Genomic DNA, 16,607 nt, shown 5'->3' with positions numbered 1-16,607 from the left:
GAAAAGGAACCGCCATGCGCCACGTCACCCGCCTTTCGACCCTGCTCGCCCTCGGCCTGCTGAGCCAGGCCCCTGCCCTTCAGGCCAAGAACCTGGTGTTCTGCTCCGAAGGCAGCCCGGCCGGCTTCGACACTGCCCAGTACACCAGTGCCACCGACAATGACGCCGCCGAGCCGATCTACAACCGGCTGGTGGAGTTCGAGCGCGGCGGCACGGCCGTGCACCCGGCGCTGGCGACCAAATGGGAGGTCTCTGACGATGGCCTGCGGTACACCTTCCACCTGCGCGAGGGTGTGAAGTTCCACGCCAACAAGGCCTTCAAACCGAGCCGTGACTTCAACGCCGACGACGTGCTGTTTACCTTCAACCGCATGCTCGACAAGGACCAGCCGTTCCGTAAGGCCTACCCCACCGAATTCCCCTACTTCGTCAGCATGGGCCTGGACAAGAACATCGCCCAGGTCGAGAAAACCGGCCCGCTGACCGTGGTGTTCACCCTGAACAAGGTCGATGCCGCCTTCATCCAGAACCTGGCGATGAGTTTCGCCTCGATACTCTCGGCCGAGTACGCCGAAACGTTGCTGGCCAGCGGGCGCCCCAGCGACATCAACCAGCAACCGATCGGCACCGGTCCATTCGTATTCCAGCGTTATCAGAAGGACTCGCAGATCCGCTTCAAGGGGAACAAGAACTACTGGGCGCCGGAGCAAGTGAAGATCGACAACCTGGTGTTCTCGATCAACACCGACCCGTCAGTACGCATCCAGAAGCTGCGTCGCAATGAATGCCAGGTCACCCTGCACCCGCGCCCGGCCGACCTGCCCGCGCTCAAGGCCGATGGCAATCTACAAGTCATGCAGCAGCCGGGCTTCAACCTCGGCTACATCGCCTACAACACCCAGCACCCGCCGTTCGACCGCCTGGAAGTGCGCCAGGCCATGGACATGGCAGTGAACAAGCAGGCCATCCTCCAGGCGGTGTACCAGGACTCCGGCCAGCTGGCGGTCAACGCCATGCCGCCGACCCAGTGGTCCTATGACAACAGCCTCAAGGACGCCCCCTTCGATCCGGAAAAGGCCAAGCAGTTGCTGCAGCAGGCCGGGGTCAAGCCAGGCACCGAGGTCACCCTGTGGGCCATGCCCGTGCAGCGCCCGTACAACCCCAATGCCAAGCTGATGGCCGAGATGCTCCAGGCCGACTGGAACAAGCTCGGTTTCAAGGTGCGCATCGTCAGCTACGAATGGGGCGAATACCTCAAGCGCATGAAGAGCGGCGAGCACGACATCGCCCTGATCGGCTGGACCGGCGACAACGGCGACCCGGACAACTGGCTCGGCACCCTCTACAACTGCGACGCCATCGGCAGCAACAACTACTCGCTGTGGTGCGACCCGCAGTACGACAGCCTGGTCAAGCAGGCCAAGCAGGTTACCGACCGCGAACAGCGCACGGCGCTGTACCAGCAGGCCCAGCAGCGCCTGAAGCAGCAGGTGCCGATCACCCCGGTGGCGCACTCCACGGTGAACCAGCCGCTGAGCATCAAGGTGGCCGATTTCAAGGTCAGCCCGTTCGGGCGCAATGACTTTTCCGGTGTGAGTGTTGACTGACCTTTAGCCCCCACTGGCCTCTTCGCGGGCAAGCCCGCTCCCACAGGATCTTCACAGGCTCGGAGACTGCGCCGTACCTGTGGGAGCGGGTTTACCCGCGAAAGGGCCGGCACAGCCAACACACCTCCCCCGACTTTGCCCGGCGACCCCGGGCAACCCTGGCAACACCGCAGCAAGCAACCCGGCCCACAAGGCCAGGCAATAACTAAAAGAACAGAAAGGGAGCTTTAACCTTGAGACTATTCACCTTGACCGCTTTGGCCTTATCGATCGGCACCTTTTCCGCCGTCGCAGAGGCCGACACCCAAAGCCAGGACTACATCCCGATCAGCCTGAAATCCACCAGCGAACAAGACCAGGCCAACGGCTTCATCGATGGCCAGAGCCTGTCCGGCAGCACCCGTAACTGGTACGCCCACGAACGCGCCACCCGCGCACCGCTGTGGAAGTACTACAAGGCCGACGGCACCCGCCACGACACCCACAGCCGCGACAACTGGGTGCAGGGCACCATCCTCAACTACAGCTCGGGCTTCACCCAGGGCACGGTCGGCTTTGCCGTCGAGGCCGCCGGCTACAACGCCATCGCCATCCAGCAGGGCCGTGCCGCGATCGCCGGGCCGAACAACCGGACGCTCACCCACAGCGACGGTGACCCGGTCGACCAGTGGAGCAAGATGGGACTGGCCAACGTCAAGGCGCGCGTCTCCAACACTACCCTTACCGTCGGCCGTCAGTCGGTGGACACGCCGATGATCGCCTACATCGGCAACCGTGCGCTGCCGTCGAGCTTCCAGGGTGCGTTCCTGCACAGCGCCGAGTTCGACAACCTGTCGCTCGACCTGGGCACCTTCGACCGCGTTTCGCCGCGCACCGAACAGAGCCTGAGCAAGTTCCGCAGCGAATACGGCGCCACCGGCGTCGAGACCGACCGCGCCAGCACCGCCGGGGTCAACTACCAGCCGTTCAAAAGCCTGAGCACCAGCCTGTACGCCACCAAGGTCGACGACTTCTGGAACCAGTACTACTTCGGCGCCAACCACGTGCTCGGCGACAACGCCGTACTCGCCCTGACCACCGGCCTGAACTACTACAAGACAGTGGACGAAGGCAGCAAGAAGATGGGCGAGATCGACAACGACACCTACAGCCTGTCGCTCGGCCTGACCCACCAGGCGCACACCGTCACGGCATCGTGGCAGCAGGTCAACGGCAACGAGTACTTCGACTACCTGCACGAAACCAACGGCATCTACCTGGCCAACTCGCTACTGTCGGACTTCAACGGCCCCAACGAGAAGTCCCTGCAGATTGCCTACGTGCTGAACATGGCGCCCTACGGCGTGCCGGGCCTGAAGTTCAACCTGTACAACGCCCGTGGCTGGGGCATCGACGGCACCCACTACCGTGGCACTGCGTACGACGTGAAGGGCCTGGACGGCGAAACCCACTACGAGTGGGGCATCGGTACCAGCTACGCCGTGCAGAGCGGGCCGTTCAAGGACACCAGCATCCGCGCCACCTACACCGCCCACCGCGCCAGCAAGGCCCAGGGCGATGGCAGCCTGGACGAGTTCCGCGTGGTCACCACCATTCCATTCAACATTCTCTGACCGCTGGCGCCATGGCCCGCCTCAACCCGGGCCGTGGCGGCTACGCTGGAATCAATGCATGCAGGGAGTTTCCATGACATCGCTACCGCTCCGCGCTGCCCTGGCAGCGGTCATCCTCGGCGCCGCCGGCAACCTCGCGGCCAAGCCGCTGGTGGTGTGCACCGAAGCCAGCCCGGAAGGCTTCGACATCGTCCAGTACACCACCGCCGTCACCGCCGATGCCTCGGCCGAAACGGTGTTCAACCGCCTGGTCGACTTCAAGCCCGGCACCACCGACATCCAGCCGGCCCTGGCCGAACGCTGGGACATCTCGCCCGACGGCCTGACCTACACCTTCCACCTGCGCCAAGGGGTGAAGTTCCACACGACCGACCACTTCAAGCCGACCCGCGACTTCAACGCCGACGACGTGCTGTGGAGCCTGAATCGCCAGCTCGACCCGCACCACCCGTGGCACGACAAGACCAGCGTCGGCTACCCGTACTTTGAAAGCATGGCCTTCAAGGACCTGCTCAAGTCGGTGAGCAAGACCGACGACCACACCGTGGTGATCACCCTGACCCGCCCCGAAGCGCCATTCCTGCGCGACATGGCCATGGCCTTCACCTCGATCTATTCCGCCGAATATGGCGACCAGCTGCTCAAGGCCGGCAAGACCGGCGACCTCAACAGCAAGCCGATCGGCACTGGCCCGTTCATCTTCCAGCGCTACAACAAGGATGCCCAGGTTCGCTACAAGCCCAACCCGGACTACTTCCGCGGCAAGCCACCGGCCGACGCGCTGATCTTTGCCATCGCCACCGACAGCAACGTGCGCCTGCAGAAGCTGCGTGCCAACGAATGCCAGGTGGCGCTCTACCCCAAGCCCGAAGACGTAGCGTCGATCAAGCAGGACCCGAAACTGAAGGTCGATGAAATCGAAGCCCTGGTCACCGGTTACATCGCGATGAACACCGAACACAAGTACCTGAGCGACGTACGCGTGCGCAAAGCCATCAACATGGCCTTCGACCGCCAGACCCACGTCGACCAGCTGTTCGGCAAGGGCAACGCTCTGGTCGGCGTGAACCCCTACCCGCCGACCATGATCGGCTTCAACACCGAGAACAGGAACCCGCCCCGCGACCTGGCCAAGGCCCGCGAGTTGCTCAAGCAAGCCGGGGTGCCGGAAGGCACGGTAATCACCCTGTTCACCCGCAACGGCGGCGGCGCGACCAACCCCAACCCACGCCTGTCCGCCGAAATGCTGCAGGCCGACCTCAAGCAGATCGGCCTGAAGCTCGACATCCGCGTGATGGAGTGGGCCGAGATGCTGCGCCGGGCCAAGAACGGCGAGGCCGACCTGGTGTCCACCGGCTGGGCCGGCGACAACGGCGACCCGGATAACTTCCTCAGCCCGCTGCTCAGTTGCGATGCCGCCAAAAGCGGCGAGAACTACGCGCGCTGGTGCAACCCAAGATTCCAGGAGCTGATCACCCGCGCCCGCGAAGTGATCGACAACGACGAACGCGCCAGGCTCTATGCCGAGGCTTTGAAGGTGTACGATGACGATCAACCCTGGATCAGCATGGCCCATCCGAAGATGTTCACCGCCATGCGTGACAACGTGGAGGGCTACGTGATCAACCCTCTGACCAACAACAACTTCGCCACCACCAAGGTGAAGTAGAACAACAACGATCGCCGGGACCCCACAAGGCACTGGCGGCACTGCGTGACCTGCTTATGAGGTAACCCCGACAATGTTGAGTTTTATTGCCCGGCGCCTGGGCCTGCTGATACCGACTTTCTTCGGTATCACCTTGCTGACCTTCGCGCTCATACGCCTGATCCCCGGCGACCCGGTGGAAGTGATGATGGGTGAGCGCAGGGTCGACCCCGAAATGCACGCCCAGGCCATGGAGCGCCTGGGCCTGAACAAGCCGTTGCCGGTCCAGTATCTGGACTACGTCGGCAAGCTGGCCCACGGTGACCTCGGTGAGTCGCTGCGCACCCGCGAAAGCGTGTGGACCGAGTTCCTCACCCTGTTCCCCGCCACCCTGGAGCTGGCCCTCGCCGCCTTGCTGTTCGCCGGTGTGGTCGGCCTGCTGGCCGGGGTGATCGCCGCGCTCAAGCGCGGTTCGTTGTTCGACCACGGGGTGATGGGGATTTCCCTGGCCGGCTATTCTATGCCGATCTTCTGGTGGGGCCTGATCCTGATCATGTTCTTCTCGGTGAGCCTGGGCTGGACCCCGGTGTCCGGGCGGATCGACCTGCTCTACGACATCGAGCCGAAAACCGGCTTCATGCTCATCGACACCCTGCTCAGCGACGAGGAAGGCGCATTCAAGGACGCGGTGATGCACCTGATCCTGCCGGCCATCGTGCTCGGCACCATCCCGCTGGCGGTGATCGCCCGCATGACCCGTTCGTCGATGCTCGAAGTGCTGCGCGAAGACTACATCCGCACCGCCCGCGCCAAGGGCCTGTCGCCCGCCCGCGTGGTGTTCGTGCATGGCCTGCGCAACGCGCTGATCCCGGTGCTGACCGTGTTCGGCCTGCAGGTCGGCACGCTGCTGGCCGGCGCCGTGCTCACCGAAACCATTTTCTCCTGGCCGGGCATCGGTAAATGGCTGATCGAAGCCATCGGCGCCCGTGACTACCCCGTGGTCCAGAACGGCATCCTGTTGATCGCCTGCCTGGTGATCCTGGTCAACTTCGTCGTGGATATCCTCTACGGCCTGGCCAACCCACGCATCCGTCATCAGCGCTGAGGCCTTCGCCATGACTAGCCCGATTCCGAAATCCGTCACACCGGCCAGCCCGGTGGACCAGAGCCTGCTCTACCCCTCACCGTACAAAGAATTCTGGCACGCCTTCTCGCGCAACAAGGGCGCGGTAATGGGCCTGGCCTTCATGTGCCTGGTGGTGTTCTGTGCCGTGTTCGCGCCGTGGGTTGCCCCCCATGACCCGAGCGAGCAGTACCGCGACTTCCTGCTGACCCCGCCGGTGTGGCTTGAAGGCGGCAGCTGGCAATTCATCCTCGGCACCGACGAACTCGGCCGCGACCTGCTGTCGCGCCTGATCCAGGGCGCGCGGTTGTCGCTGCTGATCGGCCTGTCGTCGGTGGTGATGTCGCTGATCCCCGGCATTCTGCTGGGCCTGCTGGCGGGCTTCTTCCCGCAGGTGCTCGGCCCCTCGATCATGCGCCTGATGGACGTGATGCTGGCCCTGCCGTCGCTGCTGCTGGCGGTGGCCATCGTCGCCATCCTCGGCCCTGGCCTGATCAACACGGTGATCGCCATCGCCATCGTGTCGTTGCCGTCCTACGTGCGCCTGACCCGTGCTGCGGTGATGGGCGAACTGAACCGTGACTACGTTACCGCCGCGCGCCTGGCCGGCGCCGGGCTGCCACGGCTGATGTTCGTCACCGTGCTGCCCAACTGCATGGCGCCGCTGATCGTGCAGGCCACCTTGAGCTTCTCGTCTGCGATCCTCGACGCCGCCGCCCTGGGCTTCCTCGGCCTCGGCGTCCAGCCGCCAACCCCCGAGTGGGGCACCATGCTGGCTTCGGCCCGTGACTACATCGAGCGCGCCTGGTGGGTGGTGAGCCTGCCTGGCCTGACCATTCTGCTCAGTGTGCTGGCAATCAACCTGATGGGCGACGGCCTGCGCGATGCGCTGGACCCGAAACTCAAGAACGCCGCCTGAGGAGAACGCCATGTCACTGTTGCAGATCAACAACCTGAACGTGCGCTTCGGCGACGCCAATGCCGTGCCCGTGGTCGATGGCCTGGACCTGGCGGTGGAAGCCGGTGAGATCCTGGCCATCGTCGGCGAGTCCGGCTCGGGTAAATCCGTCACCATGATGGCCCTGATGGGCCTGATCGACGCCCCCGGGCGCATCACCGCCGATTCGCTCACCTTCGATGGCACCGACATGCTCAAGCTCAGCGGTCGCCAGCGGCGCAAGGTGGTGGGCAAGGACATCGCCATGGTCTTCCAGGACCCGATGACCGCGCTCAACCCCAGCTACACCGTGGGCTACCAGATCGAGGAAGTGCTGCGCCAGCACTTGGGCCTGAAGGGCAAGGCCGCGCGTCAGCGTGCCCTGGAGCTGTTGAAGAAAGTCGAGATACCGGCTGCGGAAAGTCGCCTGGACGCCTACCCGCACCAGTTGTCCGGCGGCATGAGCCAGCGCGTGGCGATCGCCATGGCCATTGCCGGCGAACCCAAGCTGCTGATCGCCGACGAACCGACCACCGCGCTGGACGTGACCATCCAGGCGCAGATCATGGAGCTGCTGGTCAACCTGCAGAAGGAGCGCAACATGGCGCTCATCCTGATCACCCACGACCTGGCCGTGGTCGCCGAAACCGCCAGGCGGGTGTGCGTGATGTACGCCGGCCAGGCCGTGGAAGTCGGCCAGGTGCCAGAGCTGTTCGACGTGCCCGCCCACCCGTACAGCGAAGCGCTGCTGGCGGCGATCCCCGAGCACAGCATCGGCGCCGAGCGCCTGGCCACCCTGCCCGGCATCGTCCCCGGCCGCTATGACCGCCCGGCTGGCTGCCTGCTGTCGCCGCGCTGCCCGTACGTGCAGGACAACTGCCGCCACCAGCGCCCGCCCCTCGACCCGCAGGCCCACAGCCTGGTGCGCTGCTTCTACCCGCTGAACCAGGAGGTGGCGTGATGGCCGTCGTTCTCACTGCCCGGGAGCTGACCCGGCATTACGAAGTCTCCCGCGGGCTGTTCAAGGGCCACGCCCTGGTGCGCGCGCTCAATGGCGTGTCGTTCGAACTGGAGGCCGGCAAGACCTTGGCCGTGGTCGGTGAGTCCGGCTGCGGCAAGTCGACCCTGGCCCGCGCCCTGACGCTGATCGAGGAGCCCTCCTCCGGCTCGCTGCAGATCGCCGGCACCGAGGTGAAGGGCGCCAGCAAGTCCGAGCGCAAGCAACTGCGCCGCGACGTGCAGATGGTGTTCCAAAGCCCCTATGCCTCGCTCAACCCACGGCAGAAGATCGGTGACCAGCTGGCCGAGCCGCTGCTGATCAACACCTCGCTGAGCAAGGCCGAGCGGCGCGAGAAAGTACAGAAGATGATGGAACAGGTCGGCTTGCGCCCCGAGCATTACCAGCGCTACCCGCACATGTTCTCAGGCGGTCAACGCCAGCGGATTGCCCTGGCCCGGGCGATGATGCTGCAGCCGAAGGTGCTGGTGGCGGATGAGCCTACCTCGGCGCTGGACGTGTCGATCCAGGCCCAGGTGCTGAACCTGTTCATGGACTTGCAGAAAGAGTTCAACACCGCCTACGTGTTCATCTCGCACAACCTGGCGGTGGTGCGGCATGTGGCCGATCAGGTGTTGGTGATGTACCTGGGGCGGCCGGCGGAGATGGGGCCGAAAGAGGATATCTACGAGAAGCCGCTGCATCCGTATACCCAGGCACTGCTGTCGGCGACACCGGCGATTCACCCGGACCCGTTGAAGCCGAAGATCCGCATTGCCGGGGAGCTGCCCAACCCGCTCAATCCGCCGGATGGGTGTGCGTTTCACAAGCGTTGCCCGTATGCGACCGAGCGCTGTGCCAAGGAAGTACCGGCATTGCGGCAGGTGAGTACGCGGCAGGTGGCTTGCCACTATGCCGAGCAGTTCCTCTAGATCGGTGTGAGCTTCTTCGCGGGTAAACCCGCTCCCACAGGTCCTCCACAGCATTCGAAATCTGTGCGGTCCCTGTGGGGGCGGGCTTGCCCGCGAAGGGCCGCGCAGCGGCCCCAAAGATCTCAATGCATGAAGAACCAGATCAGGATAATCACGGGAATCGGTACCCCAATCATCCACAGCAGTATCGAGCGCATGGCCTTTCTCCTTGTTCGATGGTGAACAAAGCGGTGCACCTGCCATGCCATCCGTATCAAAAAATTACATTTATATGAATCAAGGGTTTACCCCACAACCCGCTTGAAAGAACCATGCAAAACGCCTGATCGACACCCTTGCACCTGGGTGTTCTGCAATGCACTATCGAGCCCATGACCGCCACCACCCTCCCCGACGGCCCCGAGCAGACCCCGCTCACTGCCGACACCGTCCTGCGCTACCACCTGTGCTGGAAGCACCGTGACCTCGACGGCGTGATCGCGCTTTACCACCCCGACATCCAGTACCACGACTTCTTCCAGAACCGCGTGCTCGGCTACCGCGAGCTGCGCGAATACGTGCGCGCCTGCCTGCCCCATGAAGCCGGCGAGGACATCGTCCACAGCGACCGCATCCGCGTCGACGGCTGCACCGCCTTCATCCAGTACCAGGTCACGGTGCAGGGCGGCGAAGGCCTGGTGGCGTTCCAGTCCAGCGAAGCGATCACCGTCAAGGACGGGCTGATCTGGCGGGTCAACGAGTACGCCACCCTGGTTCGCCAGAACGGCAACGGCCTGGTCAGCAGCGGCCCGCGCCCGGCTACCAGTCGCCTGGGCCTGTCGCCACGGCAGCTGTCGACCATGGCCCAGGACCTGGAGCACTACTTCCAGCGCCAGCGCCCCTACCTCGACCCGGAGCTGGACCTGCAGCAGGTGGCCGACGCCAGTGGCTACAGCCGCAACCAGATCTCCTACCTGCTCAACCAGGTGCTCGGGCAAAGCTTCTACCGCTACGTCAACCAGGCGCGCCTGCAACACCTGATGGCCAGCCTCGACGACGACAGCGTCGAGGCGCCGATCGACGACCTGGCGTTCAACGCCGGCTTCAACTCGCTCTCGGCGTTCTACAAGTGCTTCCGCGAGCACACCGGCCTCACCCCCAAGGCCTACCTCAAGCAAATTTCCCTGCGTGCACGCACGTAAGACAGCCACCGGCCGACACCACTAGCATCGCCCACAGACCTAGACGGATGTGGAGCAAAACCCGATGCAACCCCTGCGCACGCTCAGCCTGTGGATGGACCAGCTCGACGAGCCGCTGTGCGCGCGCCCGGCACTGCGCCAGGACCTCGAGGTCGATGTGTGCATCATCGGCGCCGGCTACACCGGCCTGTGGACCGCCTACTACCTCAAGCGCCAGGCGCCGCAACTGAACATCGCGGTGATCGAGGCCAACATCGCCGGCTTCGGCGCCTCGGGGCGCAATGGCGGCTGGCTGATGGGCAACCTGCTCGGTGAAGACCGCCTGCTGGCCACCCTGTCGCCGCAGCAGCGCCGCGCCAGCATCGACCTGTTGCATGGCATTCCCGATGAAGTACACAGCGTGCTGCAGCGCGAGGGCATCGACTGCGACTACCGCAAAGGCGGCGTGCTGTATTGCGCCGCGCGTTACCCGGAGCAGGAACGCAGCCTGCGCGCCTACCTGGACGACCTGTATCGCCAGGGCATGACCGAGGACGACTACCGCTGGCTGCGCCCCGAGCAACTGGACGCGCAACTGCGGGTCAGCAATGCCTACGGCGCCATCTACAGCCCGCACACCGCGACCATTCACCCGGCCAAGCTGGCCCGTGGCCTGGCCCGGGCCGTGGAAGCGCTGGGCGTAACGATCTACGAGAACACCCCGGCCATCGACTGGCAACCCGGCGAAGTACGCTCGCCCCTGGCGCGCATCCGTTGCCAGTGGATGGTACCGGCGGTCGAAGGGTACGCCGCCAGCCTGCCTCCGCTGGGCAAACACCAGTTGCCGGTGCAGAGCCTGCTGGTGGCCACCGAGCCGCTGCCGGAATCGACCTGGGAGCAGATCGGTCTCTGCCAGGGCCAGGCCTTCAGCGAGAGCAGCCGCCAGGTCACCTACGGCCAGCGCACCGCCGACAACCGCCTGGTGTTCGGCGCCCGCGGCGGCTACCGCTTCGGTGGCCGGCTGCGCGAGAACTTCAACCTCGAGGAGCACGAAATCGAACTGCGGCGCTACCTGTTCGGCGAACTGTTCCCGCAGCTCAAGCACGCACGCATCACCCACTCCTGGGGCGGCAACCTGGGCATGGCGCGGCGCTTCCGCCCGCACATGCTCTGCGACCGTCAGCGCGGCATCGCCCTGGCCGGCGGCTACGGCGGCGAAGGAGTCGGTGCCACCAACCTCGGCGGGCGCACGCTGGCGGCGCTGATCCTCAACCAGCACAACCAGCTGACCGCGCAACCCTGGGTACTCGACAACCGCCCGGTATCGAGCCTGGCCAGCTGGCCGCTCGAGCCCTGCCGCTGGCTCGGCTACAACGCGATCATCCAGAGCTTCGTCCACGAGGACCGGACCCTCGCCAACCCCGCCAGCGCGCCCTGGAGGCGGCGCCTGGCCAGCTCTCTTGCGGACTTCATGGAAGGCTTCATGCACTGACTTCCCTTACCCCGACACAGGATCCACCGGTCATGAGCATCACCCAGTTCAAACACACAGACAGCGCCGTGCTCGAAAGCTCCAACCCGGTCGCGGTGCCGCTTGGCGAACCCGTGGCAGTGGCTTCGGTCACCTGCGTGGAACGCAGCGACGGCGTCGAAACCGGCATCTGGGAATGCACGCCCGGGCGCTGGCGGCGGCAGATCGTGCAGCAGGAGTTCTGCCATTTCATCAAGGGCCGCTGCACCTTCACCCCCGACGGTGGCGAGCCCCTGCTCATAGAAGCCGGAGACGCACTGATGCTACCGGCCAACAGCACCGGCATCTGGGACATCCAGGAGACCGTGCGCAAGACCTACGTTCTGATTTTCTGATCCGCTGATCGCCTGCCTTCGATAACAACAGACAAAGCAAGGTAAACCCGACATGCGCACGCTCCTTCTCGCTCCCCTGATGCTGGCCGCCAGCGTCGCCAGCGCCGCCGAAACGGTGAAGATCTACAACTGGTCCAGTTACGTCGCGCCCGACACGCTGAAGAACTTCCAGCAGGCCAGCGGCATCGTGCCGACCTACGACGTGTACGACAGCAACGAGACCCTCGACGGCAAGCTGATGACCGGCAACTCCGGCTACGACGTGGTGTTCCCGTCCAACCACTTCATGGCCCGGCAGATCCAGGGCAAGGCCCTGAAGCCGCTGGACAAGTCGCAGCTGCCCAACTGGCACAACCTCAACCCGGTGCTGATGAAGGCACTGGAGGTCAACGACCCGGGCAACCAGTACGGCTTCCCGTACCTGTGGGGCAGCACGGGCATCGGCTACAACATCGACAAGGTCAAGGCGGTGCTCGGCGACAATGCGCCAGTGGACTCCTGGGACCTGATATTCAAGCCCGAGTACATGAGCAAGCTGAAGAGCTGCGGCGTCGCGGTGCTCGACAACGGCCCCGAACTGCTGCCGATCGCCCTGCACTACCTGGGCCTGCCGCACCACAGCCAGAACCCGGCCGACTACGACAAGGCCAAGGCACTACTGATGCAGGTGCGGCCATACATCAGCTACTTCCATTCATCGAAGTACACCGGTGACCTGGCCAACGGCGATATCTGCGTGGTGGTGGGCTTCTCGGGGGATGTGCTGCAGGCGAAGAACCGCGCCGAAGAGGCGAAGAACGGGGTGAAGGTGGGGTATTCGATCCCCAAGGAAGGTGCGCCGATGTGGTTCGACATGGTGGCCATGCCAGCCGATGCACCGGATGAAAAGGCCGGGTATGCCTACATGAACTACCTGCTGCAGCCGGAAGTGATGGCCAACATCAGCAACCATGTGCAGTACGCCAACGGCAACCTGAAGGCGGACGGGCTGGTGGAGCCGGCCATGAAGGGTAATACGATGATTTACCCGAGCGAGGATGTGATGGGCAAGCTGTATGCCCTGGAGGCGATGCCGGCCAAGATCGACCGCATCCGTACGCGGATCTGGACCAGTATCAAGGCGGGAAATTGATATGGGGCCGCTTTGCGCCCCTTCGCGGGCACGCCCGCTCCCACAGAGGTATGCGATCCCTTGTGGGAGCGGGCGTGCCCGCGAAGGGCTGCAAAGCAGCCCCAATTCAATACTTAGTGATGCTCGCGGGTAGCGCGGAACTTGATGTCCGGCCAGCGCTCTTCCATCAGCGCCAGGTTGACCCGGGTCGGCGCCAGGTAGGTCAGGTGACCGCCACCGTCGATGGCCAGGTTTTCCATGGCCTTGTTCTGGAATTCCTCGAGCTTCTTCTTGTCGTCGCAGCCAATCCAGCGGGCCGACCAGACAGTGATCGGCTCGTAGGCACACTCCACCTTGTACTCTTCCTTCAGGCGGCTGGCGACCACGTCGAACTGCAGCACACCGACCGCACCGAGGATGATGTCGTTGCTGCGCTCCGGGAAGAACACCTGGGTCGCGCCCTCTTCGGCCAGCTGCTGCAGGCCCTGACGCAGCTGCTTGGATTTCAGCGGGTCCTTCAGGCGCACGCGGCGGAACAGCTCCGGCGCGAAGTGCGGGATACCGGTGAAGCCCAGCGCCTCGCCTTCGGTGAAGGTGTCACCGATCTGAATGGTGCCGTGGTTGTGCAGGCCGATGATGTCGCCGGCATAGGCCTCTTCCAGCTGCTCACGCTCGGAGGAGAAGAAGGTCAGCGCGTCACCGATGCGCAGGTCTTTGTTGATGCGCACATGGCGCATCTTCATGCCCTTCTCGTACTTGCCCGAACAGATGCGCATGAAGGCGATACGGTCGCGGTGTTTCGGGTCCATGTTCGCCTGGATCTTGAACACGAAGCCGGTGAATTTCTCTTCCACAGGCTCGACGGTCCGCTCATGGGCCACACGGCCCAGCGGGCGCGGCGCCCAGTCGACGACGGCGTCGAGCACATGGTCGACACCAAAGTTGCCCAGCGCGGTACCGAAGAACACCGGGGTCAGTTGACCGTTGATGAACTCTTCCTGGTTGAACTCGTGGCAGGCGCCTTGCACCAGCTCCAGTTGCTCGACGAACGAATCGTACTGGTCGCCCAGGTGCGCGCGGGCCTCGTCGGAGTCCAGATTCTGGATGATCTTGGCTTCGGTGCGCTCGTGGCCGTGGCCCGGGGTGTAGACCACGATGTAGTCGCCGGTCAGGTGATACACGCCCTTGAAGTCGCGGTAGCAACCGATCGGCCAGGTGATCGGCGCGGCCTTGATCTTCAGGACGGCTTCGATTTCGTCGAGCAGTTCGATCGGGTCACGGATGTCACGGTCGAGTTTGTTGATGAAGCTGACGATCGGCGTGTCGCGCAGGCGGCAGACATCCATCAGGGCGATGGTCCGTGGCTCTACACCTTTACCGCCGTCGAGCACCATCAGCGCCGAGTCCACCGCGGTCAGGGTGCGGTAGGTATCTTCCGAGAAGTCTTCGTGGCCGGGGGTATCGAGCAGGTTGATCATGTGCTCGCGATACGGGAACTGCATCACCGAGGTGGTGATGGAGATGCCGCGCTGCTTCTCCATTTCCATCCAGTCGGAGGTGGCGTGGCGGTCGGACTTGCGCGACTTCACGGTACCGGCGACGGCAATGGCCTTGCCCATCAGCAGGAGCTTCTCGGTGATGGTGGTCTTACCGGCGTCGGGGTGGGAAATGATTGCGAAAGTGCGGCGCTTCGCGACTTCGGCGGCCTGGTTGGTCATGGGAAATCGCCTGACTGGGGGATTTAAAAGGGGCGATATCATACCTGAAGTTGGGCGGGGACCAAAATTTGATCCCCGTCCGCTGGTCAATCATCGCCGTCACGCGCGTTTTGCCTGTTCCTCACAAAACCCCTCAAGCGTGACAGGTGGACGACCGGGCATATGCGCAACGAGTTCCAGAGTGCCGCCCAGTGCTTCTACATAGCTGCGAAGTGTCGAAATCAGCATGTCACTGCGCTTTTCCACTTTTGAAATGTTGCCCTGACGAATATCCAGTCGCTCAGCCAGGCCTTCTTGAGTGAGTTCGAGTTGCTTACGCAATGCCTGGAGTGTCATTTCTTCGCGGATCAGCTCACGGCCCAGGTGCTCCACGCGCTCCCTGCGCTCTGGGGACAATCCATTTATGACCTCATCAAGTGTCTTGGACATCTTTCTCTCCTTTCGACAGGTGGTTATCAAAACGAGCATCTGCTCGCCTGATCAACCCCTGATAGAACCTTTGCTCCCTCATCCCGGCCTTATCACCGGCCACCAGAATGATGGCGTGGCGATCCGGATCGAAGGCAAATGCAACCCGCCATACCGAATTGCGCTCAGTGAACCTCAGCTCTTTCATGTTCGGATATCGAGAACCGTTAAGCGTATCGACATGAGGACGCCCAAGCGCCGGCCCTGAAGCTTGCAGTAATCGCAGATGCCCCAGCATCCGCTCCTGAGTGTTTTCATCCATGACATCGAAGTCGCTTATGAACTCGTCACAGAATCTGATCGTCCACACCAGCAAAATACCTCCCAAGGAATATTCTCTCAAGTGATTATTGAGAAATTCAGGAAGAGAATTCTGTCGATAGGTGAAGGTTGATCGATAGCAGGTAATTCAACGCTTTGAAGTAGGATTCGCGCTTATTTTTCGTGTGAAAAATCCACCATCCCAGTGATTAACGCTGGCCAAATGCCGCTTCAGATGGGAACCTTTACGCCCACGGAGACGTCCACTCCCCTGCAACCCGCTTCGGTTGGGGACTGGTTTCATCAGCATTTTCGGGCCCGACGGGGTTCGGCTCATGGCCTGATAGCAGCCTTCGGCTGCCTCACGCTGCTACTCGCGAACACACCACCCGCCGCCAGCACTGGCCGGCTACCAAGAAGTGTGCTCGCCGACAACACAAGGAGTCCGCCTGTGGCTACACGCTACGGTAAAGGGCTGTTGGGATGCGCCACCGTGCTCGTCATCCTGGCCCTGCTGATCCACTGGATCGGCATCGACACGATCGCGCGTTATCGCGACGATCTTGGGTTCTACCTGCAAGCGCACCTGGTACTGGTGCTGGCTTCGATGGCGGCGGCGCTGGCCGTGGGCATCCCCGCCGGCATTGCGCTGAGTCGGCCGCACCGGGTCGACAAAGCCGAGCGCTTCATGCAGTTCTTCAACGTTGGCAACACCATTCCCCCCCTGGCCGTTCTGGCCATCGCCCTGAGTATCCTGGGCATCGGCGCCGGGCCTGCGATCTTCGCGCTGTTTCTCGCCTCCCTCCTGCCCATCGTGCGCAACACCTACGAGGGCCTAAAAAACGTCCCCGCCTCGCTCAAGGAAGCCGCCACCGGCATCGGCATGACCCCGCGCCAGCAACTCTGGCAGGTGGAACTGCCCAACGCCGTGCCGATCATCGTCGGCGGCGTGCGCGTGGCCCTGGCGCTGAACGTCGGCACCGCGCCGCTGGCCTTCCTGATCGGCGCCAACAGCCTGGGCAGCCTGATCTTCCCCGGCATCGCCCTGAACAACCAGCCACAGCTGCTGCTCGGTGCGGCCTGTACCGCCCTGCTGGCGCTGGTGCTGGATGCGGCGGTGAGTTTCTCCAGCAAGCGCTGGCTGGAACGTGGCCTGGCTGGATAAC

The 16,607-nt window shown here is 63.6% G+C and carries 15 protein-coding genes; 12 read left to right on the top strand and 3 right to left on the bottom strand.

The window, feature by feature from the left end; genetic code table 11:
* Positions 1 to 14 precede the first annotated feature (14 nt).
* From J7573_RS14800 to J7573_RS14750, 11 genes are all read left to right on the top strand, one after another.
* Positions 15 to 1,607: an ABC transporter substrate-binding protein gene (locus J7573_RS14800; protein ID WP_294336272.1), complete on the top strand. Its 1,593-nt coding sequence runs from the start codon at positions 15 to 17 to the stop codon at positions 1,605 to 1,607.
* Positions 1,608 to 1,840: 233 nt separating this feature from the next.
* Positions 1,841 to 3,220: an OprD family porin gene (locus J7573_RS14795; RefSeq protein ID WP_294336271.1), complete on the top strand. Its 1,380-nt coding sequence runs from the start codon at positions 1,841 to 1,843 to the stop codon at positions 3,218 to 3,220.
* 73 nt (positions 3,221 to 3,293) lie between these two features.
* Entirely contained in the window at positions 3,294 to 4,889 is a 1,596-nt protein-coding gene (locus J7573_RS14790) for an ABC transporter substrate-binding protein (protein ID WP_294336268.1), read from the top strand.
* Between the two features lie 73 nt (positions 4,890 to 4,962).
* Positions 4,963 to 5,973 (top strand): ABC transporter permease subunit, encoded by a 1,011-nt coding sequence (locus J7573_RS14785; RefSeq protein WP_027920247.1) that lies wholly within the window; start codon positions 4,963 to 4,965, stop codon positions 5,971 to 5,973.
* Positions 5,974 to 5,983: 10 nt separating this feature from the next.
* Entirely contained in the window at positions 5,984 to 6,910 is a 927-nt protein-coding gene (locus tag J7573_RS14780; RefSeq protein WP_294336261.1) for an ABC transporter permease subunit, read from the top strand.
* Positions 6,911 to 6,920: 10 nt separating this feature from the next.
* Positions 6,921 to 7,889, top strand: a complete 969-nt coding sequence (locus J7573_RS14775) for an ABC transporter ATP-binding protein (RefSeq protein ID WP_110637496.1) — start codon at positions 6,921 to 6,923, stop codon at positions 7,887 to 7,889.
* On the top strand, positions 7,889 to 8,857 hold the full coding sequence (locus tag J7573_RS14770) for a peptide ABC transporter ATP-binding protein (protein ID WP_054886978.1): 969 nt from the start codon (positions 7,889 to 7,891) through the stop codon (positions 8,855 to 8,857). The genes J7573_RS14775 and J7573_RS14770 overlap by 1 nt, the downstream gene beginning before the upstream one ends.
* Before the next feature lie 371 nt (positions 8,858 to 9,228).
* A complete protein-coding gene (locus tag J7573_RS14765) occupies positions 9,229 to 10,038 on the top strand; it encodes a nuclear transport factor 2 family protein (protein WP_294336258.1) in 810 nt (269 codons plus the stop codon).
* Between the two features lie 64 nt (positions 10,039 to 10,102).
* A complete protein-coding gene (locus tag J7573_RS14760; RefSeq protein ID WP_294336255.1) occupies positions 10,103 to 11,509 on the top strand; it encodes an FAD-dependent oxidoreductase in 1,407 nt (468 codons plus the stop codon).
* Between the two features lie 32 nt (positions 11,510 to 11,541).
* Positions 11,542 to 11,883, top strand: a complete 342-nt coding sequence (locus J7573_RS14755) for a cupin domain-containing protein (protein WP_294336254.1) — start codon at positions 11,542 to 11,544, stop codon at positions 11,881 to 11,883.
* A gap of 52 nt (positions 11,884 to 11,935) precedes the next feature.
* On the top strand, positions 11,936 to 13,015 hold the full coding sequence (locus J7573_RS14750; protein WP_294336251.1) for a polyamine ABC transporter substrate-binding protein: 1,080 nt from the start codon (positions 11,936 to 11,938) through the stop codon (positions 13,013 to 13,015).
* A gap of 113 nt (positions 13,016 to 13,128) precedes the next feature.
* On the opposite strand, the gene J7573_RS14745 is transcribed toward J7573_RS14750, so the two are convergent.
* The 3 genes from J7573_RS14745 to J7573_RS14735 all read right to left on the bottom strand — a co-directional run bounded on the left by J7573_RS14745 (position 13,129) and on the right by J7573_RS14735 (position 15,442).
* On the bottom strand, positions 13,129 to 14,712 hold the full coding sequence (locus J7573_RS14745) for a peptide chain release factor 3 (protein WP_103445602.1): 1,584 nt from the start codon (positions 14,710 to 14,712) through the stop codon (positions 13,129 to 13,131).
* A gap of 99 nt (positions 14,713 to 14,811) precedes the next feature.
* Complete coding sequence (locus tag J7573_RS14740; protein ID WP_294336247.1) at positions 14,812 to 15,141, bottom strand: XRE family transcriptional regulator; 330 nt, start codon at positions 15,139 to 15,141, stop codon at positions 14,812 to 14,814.
* Positions 15,125 to 15,442, bottom strand: coding sequence for a type II toxin-antitoxin system RelE/ParE family toxin (locus tag J7573_RS14735; protein WP_294336245.1), 318 nt, complete (start codon positions 15,440 to 15,442; stop codon positions 15,125 to 15,127). The genes J7573_RS14740 and J7573_RS14735 overlap by 17 nt, the downstream gene beginning before the upstream one ends.
* Before the next feature lie 450 nt (positions 15,443 to 15,892).
* On the opposite strand from J7573_RS14735, the gene J7573_RS14730 reads away from it, so the two are divergent.
* Positions 15,893 to 16,606: an ABC transporter permease gene (locus tag J7573_RS14730; protein WP_060485333.1), complete on the top strand. Its 714-nt coding sequence runs from the start codon at positions 15,893 to 15,895 to the stop codon at positions 16,604 to 16,606.
* Position 16,607: the final 1 nt, after the last annotated feature.

Origin of the sequence: Pseudomonas sp., from assembly GCF_017744435.1 — a bacterium.
Taxonomy (GTDB): domain Bacteria; phylum Pseudomonadota; class Gammaproteobacteria; order Pseudomonadales; family Pseudomonadaceae; genus Aquipseudomonas.
Note: the sequence above shows the minus strand (reverse complement) of the source record. Positions and strands in the feature narration are given on the sequence as shown.